The sequence below is a fragment of the Niveibacterium microcysteis genome, assembly GCF_017161445.1.
In the GTDB taxonomy this organism is placed as follows: Bacteria; Pseudomonadota; Gammaproteobacteria; order Burkholderiales; family Rhodocyclaceae; genus Niveibacterium; species Niveibacterium microcysteis.
In genome coordinates this window covers 1,128,343-1,143,391 of record NZ_CP071060.1, presented here as the reverse complement: position 1 = coordinate 1,143,391, position 15,049 = coordinate 1,128,343, and the positions used below count along the sequence as shown (strand labels likewise).

At 66.0% G+C, this 15,049-nt stretch carries 11 protein-coding genes; 5 read left to right on the top strand and 6 right to left on the bottom strand.

Annotation, left to right across the window (positions count from 1 at the left end; genetic code table 11):
- Nucleotides 1-26: 26 nt before the first annotated feature.
- The gene (gene hrpA / locus JY500_RS05305; RefSeq protein WP_206255332.1) at nt 27-4,145 is read right to left on the bottom strand and encodes an ATP-dependent RNA helicase HrpA; all 4,119 of its coding nucleotides are present in this window, start codon (nt 4,143-4,145) and stop codon (nt 27-29) included.
- A gap of 303 nt (nt 4,146-4,448) precedes the next feature.
- Between hrpA and JY500_RS05300 the strand changes: the two genes are divergently transcribed.
- Nucleotides 4,449-5,381: an SDR family NAD(P)-dependent oxidoreductase gene (locus JY500_RS05300; RefSeq protein ID WP_246479800.1), complete on the top strand. Its 933-nt coding sequence runs from the start codon at nt 4,449-4,451 to the stop codon at nt 5,379-5,381.
- 58 nt (nt 5,382-5,439) lie between these two features.
- On the opposite strand, the gene JY500_RS05295 is transcribed toward JY500_RS05300, so the two are convergent.
- On the bottom strand, nt 5,440-7,380 hold the full coding sequence (locus JY500_RS05295) for a glycoside hydrolase family 3 protein (RefSeq protein ID WP_206255330.1): 1,941 nt from the start codon (nt 7,378-7,380) through the stop codon (nt 5,440-5,442).
- Nucleotides 7,381-7,605: 225 nt separating this feature from the next.
- Here JY500_RS05295 and JY500_RS05290 point away from each other — a divergent pair, with 225 nt between their 5' ends.
- Together JY500_RS05290 and JY500_RS05285 are read left to right on the top strand one after the other, a co-directional pair.
- The gene (locus tag JY500_RS05290; protein ID WP_206255329.1) at nt 7,606-9,810 is read left to right on the top strand and encodes an SLC26A/SulP transporter family protein; all 2,205 of its coding nucleotides are present in this window, start codon (nt 7,606-7,608) and stop codon (nt 9,808-9,810) included.
- A gap of 125 nt (nt 9,811-9,935) precedes the next feature.
- A complete protein-coding gene (locus JY500_RS05285; RefSeq protein ID WP_172203669.1) occupies nt 9,936-10,139 on the top strand; it encodes a hypothetical protein in 204 nt (67 codons plus the stop codon).
- Nucleotides 10,140-10,184: 45 nt separating this feature from the next.
- Here the strand turns inward: JY500_RS05285 and xpt are convergent, their stop codons facing one another.
- Nucleotides 10,185-10,790, bottom strand: a complete 606-nt coding sequence (gene xpt, locus JY500_RS05280; RefSeq protein ID WP_206255327.1) for a xanthine phosphoribosyltransferase — start codon at nt 10,788-10,790, stop codon at nt 10,185-10,187.
- Nucleotides 10,791-10,933: 143 nt separating this feature from the next.
- Nucleotides 10,934-11,215, bottom strand: a complete 282-nt coding sequence (locus JY500_RS05275) for a high-potential iron-sulfur protein (protein ID WP_206255325.1) — start codon at nt 11,213-11,215, stop codon at nt 10,934-10,936.
- Nucleotides 11,216-11,311: 96 nt separating this feature from the next.
- Between JY500_RS05275 and JY500_RS05270 the strand changes: the two genes are divergently transcribed.
- The gene (locus JY500_RS05270; protein WP_206255324.1) at nt 11,312-12,097 is read left to right on the top strand and encodes a phytochelatin synthase family protein; all 786 of its coding nucleotides are present in this window, start codon (nt 11,312-11,314) and stop codon (nt 12,095-12,097) included.
- A 62-nt stretch (nt 12,098-12,159) separates the two neighbouring features.
- Here JY500_RS05270 and JY500_RS05265 read toward each other — a convergent pair whose 3' ends face one another.
- Both JY500_RS05265 and JY500_RS05260 read right to left on the bottom strand, forming a co-directional pair.
- Nucleotides 12,160-13,029, bottom strand: coding sequence for an OmpA family protein (locus JY500_RS05265; protein WP_172203665.1), 870 nt, complete (start codon nt 13,027-13,029; stop codon nt 12,160-12,162).
- 2 nt (nt 13,030-13,031) lie between these two features.
- Entirely contained in the window at nt 13,032-13,451 is a 420-nt protein-coding gene (locus tag JY500_RS05260; protein ID WP_246479799.1) for a DUF4398 domain-containing protein, read from the bottom strand.
- A gap of 391 nt (nt 13,452-13,842) precedes the next feature.
- Here JY500_RS05260 and JY500_RS05255 point away from each other — a divergent pair, with 391 nt between their 5' ends.
- Nucleotides 13,843-15,036 carry a sugar ABC transporter substrate-binding protein gene (locus JY500_RS05255; RefSeq protein ID WP_206255322.1) on the top strand — a complete coding sequence of 398 codons (1,194 nt, stop codon included), beginning with the start codon at nt 13,843-13,845 and terminating at the stop codon, nt 15,034-15,036.
- Nucleotides 15,037-15,049: the final 13 nt, after the last annotated feature.

The following is a 15,049-nucleotide window of genomic DNA, read 5'->3' as shown; positions in this document are numbered from 1 at the left end:
CACGGCGGGCAAAAGACGAAAGCACATCAGCGCGGCCGCGCGTCCCAGATCTTCTGCAGCCGCTTCACGCTGACCGGCATCGGCGTCTTGAGCTCCTGCGCAAAGAGCCCCACGCGGAGCTCTTCGAGCAGCCAACGGAATTCCTCGAGCTGCGGGTCGATCACGCCGGCCTTGGCCTTGGCGAGCCATTCGCGCTCGAAGGGCTGGGCGAGCGACTTCCATTCGGCGAGCAGTTGCAGGTCGCGCGCAGGGTTGGTGCGCAGCTTGTCGATGCGCACGCCCATCGCCTTGAGGTAGCGGCTGAAGTGCGTGAGCTTTTCGAACGGGTACGCGAGCAGGAAGTTCTTCGGCATCAGCTTGGCGAGCTGCTGCTGCAGGTCGGCGAGCGTGTCGGGCTGGCCCTTGAGCGTGAGGAAGCGCTTGGTCAGTGAAGCGTGCTCGACGACCAGCGCACCGGCCAGGCGCATCAGCTCCTGCGCGACCAGCGAGATGCGTGACTTGGCGTCCTGCGCGCGTTGTGCGAAGGCATCCGCGTTAGTCGGCAGCGGGTCCATCAGGCAGGTGCGTTCCAGCGTCGCGGCGACGAGCTGCGCCTTCAACTCCGCTTCGGTGCCGAAGGGGATGAAGTGCAGCGCCAGCTCGCGCAGGCCGGGCAACTTCTCGACCGCCTTGACCTGGTCCTTCAGCGTGAGCGCGAAGAGTCGTGCGAGGCCCTTGCGATGCACGCGCGCGGCCTCCTCCTCGGTGTCGACTGCAGTCAGACTCACCGACTCGCCGTCGTCCTGCAGCGCGGGGAAGCCGATGACCATGCGGCCGGCGACCTTCACTTCGAGCAGTTCGGGCAGTTCGCCGAAGCTCCAGCTGGTGAGGCCGGTGAGCTGCGCCGGCTGACTCTTCGCGGGCGCCTCCGCCTGCGGCGATGGGGCGCCCGGCTTCGCGGCGGCCCCGCGCTGTGCAGGCTCAGGCGATACTTCCGCCGGCTTGCCTGCCACCTTCAGTGCCGCCAGCTGCGCCCCCATCGACCCCGGCACCTGCGCCGCCTTGAAGGCCGCCTGCACCTGGTCCTTGAGCCGCGTGCGCAGCTCCGGCAGGTTGCGCGACATGCCCAGCACGCGGCCGTGCTCGTCGATGACGCGGAAGTTCATGAAGCAGTGCGGGTTGAGGTTCTCGGGCCGGAAGCTCTCCAGCGGCAGCTTCAGCGAGACGCGGTCCTCGACGAATTTCTGCAGCGCGCGCATCAGGCCGTCTTCGCGATTCACCTCGCCCGCCTCGACCTGTTCGATGAAAGCCTTGCTGCTCTGCCCGATCGGCTGCAAGCGATGGCGATGCTTCTGCGGCACGGTCTTGAGCAGCGCCGTGACCTTCTCTTCCAGCAGGCCCGGCACCAGCCACTCGCAGCGCGCGAGTGGAATCTGGTTGAGCATCGCCAGCGGCACGGTGAGCGTGACGCCGTCCTCCGCGTCGTTCGGCTCGTGCAGATACGTGAGCTTGAGCTTCTGCCCCAGCACCTCGAAACCGGCCGGGAAGCGGTCGCTGGTCGCGCCCTCGGCCTCGTGCCGCATCAGCTGCTCGCGCACCAGGAACAGGCCCTTGGCGTTGCCGCGCTCGGCCGTCTTGCGCCACGCCTCGAAGCTGCGCAGGTCAGTGACGTTGTCCGGAATCTGCGCATCGTAGAAGGCGTAGATCAGCTCGTCGTCAACCAGCACGTCGGGGCGGCGGGTTTTATGTTCGAGGCGCTCGATCTCGGCCATCAGGCGCTGGTTGTGCGTCAGGAAGCCCATCTGCCGCAGGGCAGCTTCGTCGACATCGCCCTGCACCAGGCCTTCGCGGATCAGCAACTCGCGGCACAGCTTGGGGTCGTGCTCGGCATAGCCCACCGCACGCCGCGGGTAGAGCGTGATGCCATGCAGCACACCGCGTTCCCATGCGCGCACGGCGCCGAACTTCTTCTCCCAGTGCGGCTCGTAGACGCTGCGCTTGATCAGGTGGGCGCCCACCTCCTCCACCCACTCCGGCTCGATCTTGGCGATACAGCGGGCGTAGAGCCGCGAGGTGTCGATCAGCTCGGCGGCCATCAGCCACTTGCCGACGGTCTTCTTCAGATACGAGCCGGGGTGCGGCCAGAACTTGATTGCGCGCGCTCCCAGATAACTGCCGGCCGCCGGCCCCGAAGCATCTTCGACTCGGCAGCCGATGTGACCGAGCAGGCCCGTCAGCAGCGCCTTGTGGATCGCTTCATACGAAGCAGGTAGCTCGCTCTCCTTCCAGCCGTGCTCGGCGCACAGCGAATGCAGCTGGCCGTGGATGTCGCGCCACTCACGCATCCGCATCCAGTTGAGGAAGTGCTGCTTGCACCAGGCTTTCTGCTTGCTCGACGACTCGTGCTTCCAGATGTGATCGAAGGCCTTCCAGGCATTCACGAACCACAGGAATTCGCTCTTCGGCTCGTCCTTTGAATCCGGCGACGAGCGGAACTTCGCATGCGCCTGGTCGGCAGTGCCGCTTTGTTCCTGCGGCCGCTCGCGCGGGTCCTGCACCGACAGCGCGGCGGCGATGATCAGCACCTCGCGCAGCGCGCCGCGGTCGCGCGCGGCGAGGATCATGCGGCCGATTTTCGGGTCCAGCGGCAGCTTGGCAAGCTCGCGGCCGATGGCGGTGAGGTTGTTCGCATCGTCGGTCGCACCCAACTCGTTCAGCAGCTGGTAGCCGTCGGCGATCATCCGCGGCAGCGGCGCTTCGAGGAAGGGGAATTCCTCCACCGCGCCCAGCCGCAAGGACTTCATGCGCAGGATCACGCCCGCCAGCGAGGAGCGCAGGATCTCCGGCTCGGTGTGCGCCAGCCGGCGGTTGAAATCCTCCTCGTCGTAGAGGCGGATGCAGATGCCGTTCTGCACCCGGCCACAGCGGCCCGCGCGCTGCTTGGCGGCGGACTGCGCGATCTTCTCGATCTGCAACAGTTCGACCTTGTTGCGGTGGCTGTAGCGGTTCATCCGCGCCAGCCCCGAATCGACCACGTAGCGGATGCCCGGCACCGTCAGCGAGGTCTCGGCCACGTTGGTCGAGAGCACCACGCGGCGCCCGTTCGAGCGCGAGAACACGCGCGCCTGCTCGGCGGCGGTCTGGCGTGCGAACAGCGGCAGGATCTCAGCCCCCGGAGGGTGGTTCTTCCTCAGCGCCTCGGCCGCCTCGCGGATCTCGCGCTCGCCGGGCAGGAAGACCAGCACGTCGCCCGGCCCCTCGCGCTGCAGCTCGCTCACCGCGTCGCAGATCGCCTCGTACAGGTCCTCGCTTTTGCCACGACTCGGATTGCGGCTCTTCGATTCCGCGACCCGCACGCCTGCGCGCACAGGCGGCTTCTCGACCGCATCCTCGTCCTCGATCGGGCGGTAACGCACCTCGATCGGGTAAAGCCGGCCGGACACCTCGATCACCGGCGCAGGCTTTCCGTGCTGCGCGAAGTGGTTGGCGAAGCGCTCGGCGTCCAGCGTCGCCGAGGTCACGATCACCTTCAGGTCCGGCCGCTTGGGCAGCAGTTGCTTGAGGAAGCCGAGCAGGAAGTCGATGTTGAGGCTGCGTTCATGCGCCTCGTCGATGATCAGCGTGTCGTAGGCGGCCAGCAGCGGGTCACCCTGCGTTTCGGCGAGCAGGATGCCGTCGGTCATCAGCTTGATGTAGCTCTCGCGTTTCGTGTGGTCGGTGAAGCGCACCTTGAAGCCGACCGTCGTGCCCAGCTCGCTCTGCAATTCCTCAGCGATGCGCGTCGCGGTCGCACGCGCCGCCAGCCGCCGCGGCTGCGTATGCCCGATCAGCCCCGCCTCGCCCCTGCCCAATTCCAGGCAGATCTTCGGAAGCTGCGTCGTCTTGCCCGAGCCGGTCTCGCCGCAAACGATCACCACCTGGTGCGTACGAATCGCCTCCGCGATCTCCGCACGCCGACCGCTGACCGGCAGCTCTTCCGGGAAGCTGGGCTTGGGCAGGTTCGCCTTGCGCGCCGCGCGCTCGGCAATCGAGGACTCGAACTTCGCGCGCAAGGTCTCCGGCAAGTCGGCAAGCGCATTTGCGCGCTGAGGCAGCTCGCGCAGCGCGCGGCGCAAGCGCGGACGGTCGGCGGAGAGGACGAGGTCAATCAGTTGCGGCGGAGCCATCTCGATAGGGCAAGAAAAGCCCGATTCACGGAAGGCCGGCATTTTACCGCCCTTGCAGGAGCCAAGCCTGACGATCAGGCTCGCGACGCACCATCACCCGGTTTCGTGACATATGTCGCGACGCCGGTCGCAAATGTCGATGAGGGGTTTCGCTGCGGCGGGCTCGGCTGATCCGCATCAATCCTGCCGCTCGCCGGCGCGGCCTAGTCTGGCGACTTCGCTCAGCGCAATCCCCTCGTGCAACACCATCACGCTCGATTTGCGAGGCGCGCGCAGGGGTAGGCTCACGACTGAGGGGGCAACATGCTGCGAGAACTCTGGAAGAGCCTCAAGCGCTGGCGCGCCATTCCTTTCGGTCCAATCGCCGTGGTGTTCCGGCTGGATCGATCCGTTCCGGTCACTCGCAACGCCGCACGGCGCGTGCGCCTCGCAGCAGCGCGACACCGTCGCTGGCTCGCCGCGCCCAAGCCCAGCCACGCCCCAACACACGCTCCTCTGGCAACAACCCAGGACTTGCCGCAGTCACGAGAGAAAGAGATCGCCATGATCGTTGGCGTTGGGCCGGGTTATGGCCACGCGCTCGCTCGGCGGCTCGCGCATGATGGGATGGCGGTCGTTGTTGCTGCGCGCAATGCGGTACGCCTGGATACGCTAGTCGCGCAAATTGAGCGCGAGGGCGGCACCGCATTTGCGTACGGCTGCGACGCGACGAATGAGGCCTCGGTCGCCGAGCTCTTCGCTAAAGTCACAGCCAACCATGGCGCGCCCAATCTGGTTGTCTATGCCCTGCAGAGCTTCGGCCCGGGGCTTACCGTCGATATCGAAGTGCCTGCGTTCGAGGAAGGCTGGCGGAAGAACTGTCTGGGTTCGTTCCTGGTCGCGCGCGAGTCCGCACGCGCGATGCTTCCGCTTCAACGTGGGACGATCATCCTGACCGGCTCCACATCGTCCCTGCTCGGCCGCGCCGGCCACCTGAACCTCGCGGTGGGCAAATTCGGTCAGCGCGCGCTCGCGCAGGTGCTGGCTCGTGAGCTGTGGTCTCAGGGCATCCATGTCGCCCATATCGTCATCGATGCTGACATCCATGAAGGCGTCCAGCGCGACGACGGCGGGCCGCAGTCCGACCCTGTGCACATTTCCGAAACCATCATCGCTCTGCACCGGCAGCCGCGATCGGCGTGGTCCAGCGAGATGGACCTACGGCCATGGAACGAGCTTTTCTGGGAACACTGCTAAACCCTAGCGCATTTGCCTCGCAGGACGTCTGCCTCACGGTGGAAAGAACGTCGCGACCTTAGCGCGTGCATCGCCCCGGCCCAAGCGCCTTACCGCTGACGTCCATGCCATAGCCCAAAGCCCACACCAAACTCGCGCACCGCATGTCGAGCGGTGCATCGGCGCGTTGGTAACCGGCCGCGCTAGCGGGCCAGCCGACTGGCAGGCGGCCGGTGAAGGGTTTGTCGCCGAACAGCACGTCAGCCAGACCAGCGCCTTCGCTGCCGGGTAGCCAGGCCATCACGACGGCATCGACCTTGTCGATGACCTTGTCGAGCAACTGCGGCCGGCCGGCAACGACGACCAGCACGAGTTTGTCGACGCGGCTGCGCATGGCGTCGATGGCGCTCACTTCACGCCGATCGAGCGCAAGCTCGTCGATGTCTCGGTCGCCCACACCTTCGGCGTAGGGCGGTTCGCCGACAAACACGATGCCTACATCGGCGCGGCCGTCGAGCTTGCCGTCTTCCTTGAAGCTGACAGCCGTCGTCGCGCCGCCGACCTGTTTGATGCCTTCGAGTAGCGTGGTGCCGACGATCTCGCCGTTGCCGCTGACGCCCTGCCATTGCAAGGTCCAGCCGCCGGACTGGAAGCCTAGGTTGTCGGCGAATTCGCCGGCAACGAAGATCGACTTGCCGCGCGCCAAAGGCAAAGCGCCCGCGTTCTTCAGCAGCGTCGCCGACTTGGCGACCGCCTCACGCGCGACCGCCCGATGGGCCGCGCCGCCGAATTCGGCCTGCAGGCTGCGTAGCGCGCGTGGGTGCTCGAACAGCCCCATCGCGAACTTGGCACGCAGGATGCGGCGCACCGCATCGTCGATTCGCGCCTGCGGCACAGTGCCCTTGTTCACGGCGTCGGTCAGCACGCGCACGAAGGCGCGGTAGTCCTTCGGCACCATGGCCATGTCGACGCCGGCGTTGATGGCGGTCGTCACCTGCTGTTCGAAGCTGCCGGGCAGTTGCTGGATGCCGTCCCAGTCTGAGATCACGAAGCCCTTGAAGCCGAGTCGCTCCTTCAATACGCCGGTCAGCAGCGCGTTATTACCGTGCAGCTTGTCGCCGTTCCAGCTCGAAAAACTGGCCATCACGCTGCCGGTGCCGGCGTCGATCAAAGCCTTGTAGGGAGGCAGGTAACGTGCAAGCAGCGCCTCGCTGTCGCCTTGCGCGTCGCCCTGGTCGAGCCGGTACTGGACGCCCATGATGCTCTGGCGCGAACTCCCCCACGCCGTGCCGCCGTCGCCGATGAAATGCTTGGCGGTGGGCAGGATCTGCGCGGAGTCCGGTGCGATCGGCGCCATCAGCCCGCCAACGTAAGCGGTGGCGAGCGTGCCGACCGTGGCGGCATCTTCGCCCAGTGATTCGGCGGCGCGGCCCCAACGGATGTCCTGCGTTACGGCGACCATCGGGCTGAAGTTCCAGTAGATGCCGGTTGCCGCCATCTCGCGGGCGGTGACCTCGCCGATGCGCTTCATCAGATCGGCGTCGCCCGCCGCGGCGAGGCCGATCATCTGCGGGAACACGGTGGCGCCAATGACCGACTGGTGTCCGTGCACCGCGTCGATGCCGTAGATCACCGGTATGCCCAGCCGCGTCGCGGTGGCTGCGTCCTGGTAGGCGTCGATCATGCTGGCCCAGCTCTCAGGCTTGTTCGGGCTCGGCCCACTGCCGCCGCCGGAGAGCACGCTGCCGAGCATCAGTGCCGTCACATCACCCGGCCGCGCCTCCGCACGCTCGGCCTGCGTCATCTGGCCGATCTTCTCGGCCAGCGTCATGCGCGCCAGCAAATCCTCCACCCGTGCCTCGACAGGCTGCGATGCGTCCTTGTAACGCGCGTTCTTCGGCACGGGCGCAGGCGTCGGAGCGGACGCGGGCTTGGCAGCGTGGCTGACCCCGGCATCGCAGGCAGCGATACACAGCAGAACGGCGGCGAACGAACAGTGAATCGATCCAGCAAGCCTCACGTGACACTCTCCAGGGCTGATGCGCCGAGTCGGCGACAGATCAGTCGATTCTAGGGCGTGGGTGCTTCGCAGAGGCTGTCCCGGCTTGCGGAGTTTGCTGCGTGTTCGCGCAAATCCGATGCGCGATCGCGTTGTGGCGCGCAGGTTCCGGGACTAGGCTGAACCATAAGGAGCCCCTCGCGGGCGACGCGCAACGATGTCGGTCACAGAACCGGGGCGTGGAACATGAATTCGGGTGGCTCGCGGCAGGCTTGGGCCGGCGATGCGTGGGGAGGTCTGGCAGCGATGCTGGTGGCGCTGCCCTCGGCTATCGCCTTCGGCGTGACGATTTTCGCCCCGCTAGGCGACGACTTTGGCTCACGCGGCGCGATGGCCGGGATTCTCGGCGCGACCGCGCTGGGCTTGATTGCATCAATATTCGGCGGCACCGATCGGCTGATCACCGCGCCCTGCGCTCCGGCGGCCGCCCTGCTCGCTGCGCTGTCGCTGGATCTCGGCCGGCGCGGCACACCCCCCGAGACCGTGCTGTTGATGCTGATGCTGATTGGGCTCATCGCCGGCGCCCTACAGATCGCCTTCGGCCTCTCTGGCATCGGCAAACTGATCCGCTATATCCCCTATCCGGTGGTCAGCGGTTATCTGTCCGCCGTGGGCCTGACGATCATCGGCGGGCAGCTGCCCCGCGTGCTGGGTGCCGACAAGACCGCCAGTCTGTGGGGCGCGCTGCTGCATCCGCAGGGCTGGCGCTGGGAGGCCCTGCTGGTCGGTGCGGTCGTCATCGGCGTGATGCTCGGCGCTCCCCGCGTGATACGCGCGGTGCCGGCCGCGATCATCGCGCTGCTCAGCGGCGTGCTCGCTTATCTCGCACTTGGAGGCGCCAACCCGGCGCTGTGGCAGCTGCAGCACAACCCGCTGATCGTCGGTCCGCTGAACCAGAGCGAGGGGCATCTGTTCGACGCGATGGGGCAACACATGCTGACGCTGCACGCCTGGACGCCCGCGCTGCTCGCGCAGGTCTTCATGCCCGCGCTGTCCCTGGCCGCCCTGCTGTCAATCGACACGCTGAAGACCTGCGTGGTGCTCGATGCAATGACCAAGTCGCACCACAACCCCAACCGCGAGATGATCGGCCAGGGCCTTGGCAACATCGGGTCCGCACTGCTGGGCGGCATCCCTGGCGCGGGCACCATGGGGGCCTCGCTGGTTAACGTTTCCAGCGGGGCGCAGACACGTCGCTCCGGCATGCTGGAAGGGCTGTTCGCGCTGCTCGCCTTTCTGCTGTTGTCCTCGCTCGTAGCATGGGTGCCGATCGCAGCACTGGGCGCGATCCTGCTGGTGGTCGGCTACCGCATGATCGACTGGCACAGTCTCGCCTTCTTCCGCACGGAATCGACGCGCTTCGACTTTCTCGTGATCCTCACCGTGATCGGCGTAGCGCTGGTGTTCAACCTGATCGCTGCGTCCGGCGCGGGCATCGCCCTCGCCGCAGTGCTGTTCCTGCGCGAGCAAAGCCGCAGCACGATCCTGCGACGCAAGCTCGAAGGCGGCGAGATGTTCTCGCGCGTCGTGCGGCACGAGGTTGAGCTGCAGATCCTGCTGCGCGACGGGTTCAAGATGGTGATCGTCGAGCTGCAGGGCGCGCTGTTCTTCGGCACCGCGAATCAGCTCTACCAGGCTCTTGAACCGGAGATCGGCCAGCGCACCTATGTCGTGCTGAACCTGCGCCGGGTGCAATCGCTGGATCTCAGCGCAACGCACGCGCTGGAGCAGATCAAGGAACGCCTCGACGCGGCCGGCGCCTACCTGATCTTCACCGAGATACCCCGCGGCCTGCCCAGTGGTCTTAAGATGAAGCGCTACCTGCGCGAGGTGGGCCTGGTGCGCGATACCGAGAAGGCGCTCGCCTTCCGCGATCTGGATCAGGCGCTGGAATGGATCGAGAGCCAGATGCTCAGCACTGAACCGGGGCTGACGCCGGTCGACGAAGCGCCGCTCGAACTCGACGAGATCGAAACCCTGCTCGGCTGGAGGCCGGGCAGCCTGACAGCCATCGCATCGGTGATAGAAGAGCGCCGCTACGCCGCGGGCACCAAGGTGCTCAATCTCGGTGGCCCGGAGGACGAACTGCTATTCATCCGCAAGGGGACCGTCCGCGTCGTGCTACCACTGCAGGGCAAGGACCACTGGCATATCGGCACGTTCGGCCGCGGCGATTTCATCGGCGAGATGGGCTTCCTTGATCCCTCGCGCCGCGCTGCCGACGCCACAGCGCTCGACGAAGTCGATTGCTATGTGCTGTCGCGCGAACGCTTCAACGCGCTGGCCGATTCGCAGAGCGCGGCGGCGGCGCATATTTTCGAAGGCATCGCCTGCGTGCTGGCAATGCGGGTGCGCTTCATGAACAAGGAACTGCGCGCGCTGCGCACCTGAATCCGCCGTCGCACCGGTCAGCCGACGGGTTCGAACGGTGCCCACGCTACAATCTGGCCGACTAGCCAGTGCGTCGCAGCCCGCCGCGGCACACGGATCACGCAAACCCGCTTCGAGCCCCCGCCATGTCTCTTTCGCCCGCCATTGCCAAATATCTGCCGCAGAAGCTGCGCACCTACTGCGAAGGCTTGCGCTATCCGCATGTGTTCCTCGCGACGATCCCGCTCTTCATCGTCACGCTGGTGTCGTTCGAGCACATCCCCTACGGCAAGGATGTCGTGACCGGGCTGGGGCTGGCGTTGTTCATCAGCTCACGACTGCGCACCTGAAACCCGTTACCACTGGCGGCATCGCGGAAGCGGGCTGGCCAGTGCTCAGGCGCCCGCCATCACCACCTTGCCGGCTTCGATGCCGACAACCTGTGCCAGCGTTGCCACCGGTACATCCATCGCTTCGATGATGTCGCGCCCGTTCTTGAAGCGCTTTTCCATGATGAAGGCGGCGGCAAAGACTTCGGCGCCGGCCTCGCGGACCATTTCAATCAACGCCTGGCTGGTCCGTCCGTTGGAGAGAATGTCGTCGACGATGACGACGCGCGCGCCTTCCCACAGATAGCGCTTGCCAATCACGAGGCGCGTTTCACCGCCCTTGGTCGGCGACGGCACGATGCGCGAATACGCGGGCGGCTCGATCATGGGCGCGTATTTCTTCGCGTAGACCATCGGCACATCGAGCGCGATTGCAGCAACCAGCCCGGGCGCGATGCCGCTTGCTTCCGCCGTCAGCACGATATCCGGCTTGTAGGTCGCCAGACGCCGCGCAATCTCCTGCCCCATCGCGGTCATGAATGCGGGCTCGATGCGGTGATTGAGAAAGTGGTCGATCTTGATGATCTGGTTGTCGACAACGGTGGCTTCGCGATGGATGCGTTCGACCAACTGAGCGAAAGGCGCGGACAGGGCGGCAGGCGAGGTAATCATGTTCAGCAAGTAGCGGCGAGGGAGGAATGCGAACTCTAGCGCGACAGCTCGTACCGCCCACTGAGTCAGCGCAAACCGCGCCGGTAATCCCGGCGGCCACGCTCATCACCCAACCCTGCGCGTCGCGCAGTGGGGACACACGCCTACATCGTGTTCCAGGCTGTGCAGTAGCCGGAGGGCGAGATCTCGTCATCGCCCGGCATCAGCTTGCATCCACCGGGTGCGGTGTCAGACGCGCCGGGCAGGAACTCAAGACAGTTCGCACATTGTGAGATGCCGTTTGGCGTCGGCTGGTACTTCAACGCGGCACGCTGCGCGGCATTGGTGCTGGCAGGGGCCGAACGCGCAAAGAAAACGAGGGGAACACTCAGCACGGCAGCGCCGGATAGCTTGAGCATGCGGCGGCGGGTCAACGGAGCTGTCATCTCGGGCCTCTGTCTGGGTTGGATGTTCTTGTCTGCGCCGCCGCAGCGTGGCGGCCCGCCTTTCCACTATAGTCATCCGAAACTTGGGAGATGGACATGCCGCTTTGCCGTTTTGGCCTCGCCGCCCTCGTCAGCCTGGCGCTCATTGCGCCGGCGATGGCGGACGACCCTGCCACGCCCGCGCTGCTGCCGTTCAACAGCTCGGCCGGCATGGCGCGCCTGGCCCATGCAAGCGGCACCGCGGACTTCCCTGCCCTGGCAAACCAGTTCGAACCGCAATCGAACAGGGCCTTCTGCGGGCCGACAACGGCAGCGATCGTGCTGAACGCGATCCATGCCGGGCGCGGGGATGCGCCACACGATCGAAGCCGATTGCGTCCGGAGGACGAGAAACACCTGCCCGCGGGGTTCGATCTGACGGTGCCACGCTTCACGCAGGAAAGCGTCATCGAACAGGGCCCCAAGACTCGCGCCCAGGTGCTCGGCGAGCCCATCACGCTTGGTGGCAAGACGGTCCAGGATGGGGGCTACCAACTGCGGCAACTCGATGCCTTGCTGCGTGGCCATGGGGTGAGCACCCGCCTCGTGGTGGCGACCGACTCAGTCAGCGACGCGCAGATCCGGCACGACCTGTCCGAGAACCTTGAGCGTTCCAGCGACTACGTGATCGTCAACTATCGCCGCGACGCCGTCGGCCAGAAAGGTGGTGCACACATTTCGCCGCTTGGCGCCTACGACGCCGAATCGGACTCAGTGCTACTGATGGATGTGAACCCGGACAGCGCGGGCTGGGTATGGATGCCGCTGGCAACACTGATCCGCGGGATGCGCACCTTCGATCTGGTCGAGAACCGCGGCTACATCCTGGTGCGCTCGCCCTAGCCGGCGGCCGATCTGCGGCGACGACCGTCGCAGAATGAAAACGGCCGCGTTACTGCGCGACTTCAGCGCGGGGTGATGTTGCCCACTTCGTCAGACAGCACGATCTCTACGCGGCGATTGGCCTGCCGACCGCCAGCACTGTCGTTTCCAGCCACCGGGAAGGCTTCGCCGTAGCCGTGGGTCGTCAGGCGCTCACCGCCCACTCCCATGTCGACCATGGCGGTACGCACCGCATCCGCACGCCGCCCAGAAAGCGACAGGTTGTGGCTGTCGCTGCCGGTGTTGTCGGTGAAGCCTTCGATCATGGCCCTGCGCTGAGGGTATTGCTTCATGAACGCGACCAGCTTGTCGACGTTGCGTGCGGCGCCGGAGCGCAGTTCGGCCCGGTCGGTGTCGAACAACACATCACCGATGCTGATCACCATGCCACGCTCGGTCTGCTTGGCGTTGAGGTCAGCGAGCTGGGCTTCGAGCGCCGTTGCGTGGGCTTGAGCGTCGCTGGCGTCGCGTTTGGCCGAGGCGGTGTCGCGCTGGGCTTGCGCTGTCTTGAGCCCGGCCGCGTCCGCCTCATTCGTGCGCGCATCGAGCCGCGCCTTGTCGCGCGCGGCGCCGGCGTTGCTCACCGCCAGCTCAGCCGCCTTCTGCTTCGCGGTTTCGTTTGCAATCGCGACGCGCTGCCGGGCGACGTAGGCCAGATGGTCGACTTCAACGGTCTGCTCGCCGCGCTGCAACGCTGCGTCGGCGGTGGTGACGGCATCGCCTGCCAACTTGAGTTCGCCACCGGCGAGGTCACGCGTCTGCGGGTCGTCCTGGGCGCTGCGGTAGTCCGAGCGCGCCTGATCCAGCATGGCGTTGTTCATGGGGGCTGTGCTGCAGGCAGCCAGCACGGCGGCGGCGATGAGCGTCATCGCAAAGCTTCGATTTTGGGTCATGGTCATTCCTTGTCTGTGGGCGACTGGGCTTTGCGGTCAAGCTCTTCGCGCAGCACCTTGGCGTCGGTACTCACCTCCTGCGAGGCGTTGCGGGCTTTGCCGGTACGGGCCTTGGCTTCAGCGAGCTGTGCATCCACCTGGGCTTGCTGTGCCAGCCGACGCGCCACGTCAAAGTCCTCGGCGGCCATCGCGAGCTTCGCGCGGTCCAGCTTGTCGCGCGCGGTCTGCATCTCTGCCGGTGCCGCCTCGCCACCGCCTGCGCTTGCGGCACGTGCAACCGCCGCACTGGACACAGCCACCTGCTCTGTCGGGGCTGGCACGCTCGCGCAGGCTGCCGCGAAGATCAAAATGCCCAGCATGATTGCGGGCCGGCCGCTCGCGCGGGTACGGCGCCAAACGCTGTAGTTGCTCGGGAGTTTCATTGTTTCCTCGATCCATTCGTGGTCTTGAGTGCACGGCGCGCTCACTGCGGGAAAGATCCTTCTGTGCGCCGACGACTACGAACGTGGTGTTCAACGCCCAGGCCGTGCCGACAGAAAACCGGGGCCTCGTCGCGCTATGCGCGCCAAAGCTCACGACGTCAGGGTGACGGAGATCGCCCGCGGGGTCGGTACGCTGGCGCACACCAGGCATGGCCCTCGGCGCGGCGCCCACGACCGAGTGGACTCGGGTTCAGCATTTGACGCCGAGCAAGCCGCCCCCTTGCGGGCTGAAGTTTCAGCAAAGGCGGTCGTATACCGGGGATAGCGTCAATAGAACGAAGGCCAAAGAGCCTTCGCACCATTCGGGCTGGCGACATCTCTGGAGAAACCGATGCACCTTCGTACCCTGATCCGCGGCCTCGCCGGCCTGCTCGCGCTTGCGGCGGTGGTGCCCCTGTATGCGGCGCCCAAGCTCGTGTTCTGGAATTCGCAGCAGAACGCGGAGCTGCTGGCCGCGATCACGGCGGACTTCTCCAAGACCTCCGGCATCAAGGTCGAGACCAACTGGCTCAACCAGGCGGATCTGCGCGGCTCGTTGTTGCGACATGCGACGGACGGTGATTTGCCGGACGTGGTGCTGGTGCCAACCGACTTCCTCGCGCTCGACAAGGAACTCAAGTACTCGGACGTGCCCCCCGTCGGCAAGTCGAGCGATCTCGTCCCCAACGCGGCGGGGTCTGGCCTCTTCGAAGGGCGCAACCTCGGCGCACCGATGTTCTGGGGCAACCACCTGATGCTGTTCTATAACCGCTCGCTGGTCAGCAAGCCGGCGCGCACGCTCGCTGAAATGACCCAGCAGCTGCCGGCCCTTCAAGCCAAGGGCGTGAAAGCGCTCGGCACCAACTTCGGCGAGATGTACTGGATGGTGCCGTTCTACGGCGCCTATGGCGGCTGGCCCGTGGATGCCAAGGGCGGCATCACGCTCGATACGCCCGCGATGGCCAAGACACTGGACACCTATTTCGGCCTCGTCACCCGCGGGCTGACCCTGAAGGAGTGCCGCACCGACTGCGCGCTGGACCGCTTCATGGCGGGCGAATTCGCCTATGCGATCAATGGCGACTGGGCGATGCGCGAGTTACAGGATGCGCTGGGCGACAAACTGGGCGTCACCGTCCTGCCCCAGGTGGAGCCGGGCAAGAACCTGGTACCGATGTACTCCGGCTATGTGCTGGCGTTTCCGGGGCTGTCGCTGAAGGGGCCCAAGCGCGACGCCCTGCTGAAGTTCATGCGCTACATGCAAAGCGCCGAAGTTCAGCGCCGCTGGTTCGACGAAACGCGCCACCTGCCGGTTAACGCCACGGTGTACCGCGATGTGCTGGCCAAGGCAGACGACAACCTGAAAGCCTCGCTGAACCAGCTCAAGCTTGCACGCGCAATGCCCAACGACCGCGGCATGGCCTTCGCCTGGGAAGGCCTGGCGAAGGGCTTCTCGGCCATGTACCAGGGGCGCGTCAGCGCCACCGAGGCCGCCAAACTGATGCAGCAGCACGCCGAGCGCGCGCAGCGGCGCACCGACTACTGAACACGGCGCGACG

What these genes read in the sequence shown, in the direction of transcription:
- hrpA (WP_206255332.1), bottom strand. Translation starts at nt 4,145, where the DNA reads ATGGCTCCGCCGCAACTGATTGACCTCGTCCTCTCCGCCGACCGTCCG.
- JY500_RS05300 (WP_246479800.1), top strand. Translation starts at nt 4,449, where the DNA reads ATGCTGCGAGAACTCTGGAAGAGCCTCAAGCGCTGGCGCGCCATTCCT.
- JY500_RS05290 (WP_206255329.1), top strand. Translation starts at nt 7,606, where the DNA reads ATGAATTCGGGTGGCTCGCGGCAGGCTTGGGCCGGCGATGCGTGGGGA.
- JY500_RS05285 (WP_172203669.1), top strand. Translation starts at nt 9,936, where the DNA reads ATGTCTCTTTCGCCCGCCATTGCCAAATATCTGCCGCAGAAGCTGCGC.
- xpt (WP_206255327.1), bottom strand. Translation starts at nt 10,790, where the DNA reads ATGATTACCTCGCCTGCCGCCCTGTCCGCGCCTTTCGCTCAGTTGGTC.
- JY500_RS05275 (WP_206255325.1), bottom strand. Translation starts at nt 11,215, where the DNA reads ATGACAGCTCCGTTGACCCGCCGCCGCATGCTCAAGCTATCCGGCGCT.
- JY500_RS05270 (WP_206255324.1), top strand. Translation starts at nt 11,312, where the DNA reads ATGCCGCTTTGCCGTTTTGGCCTCGCCGCCCTCGTCAGCCTGGCGCTC.
- JY500_RS05265 (WP_172203665.1), bottom strand. Translation starts at nt 13,029, where the DNA reads ATGACCCAAAATCGAAGCTTTGCGATGACGCTCATCGCCGCCGCCGTG.
- JY500_RS05260 (WP_246479799.1), bottom strand. Translation starts at nt 13,451, where the DNA reads ATGAAACTCCCGAGCAACTACAGCGTTTGGCGCCGTACCCGCGCGAGC.
- JY500_RS05255 (WP_206255322.1), top strand. Translation starts at nt 13,843, where the DNA reads ATGCACCTTCGTACCCTGATCCGCGGCCTCGCCGGCCTGCTCGCGCTT.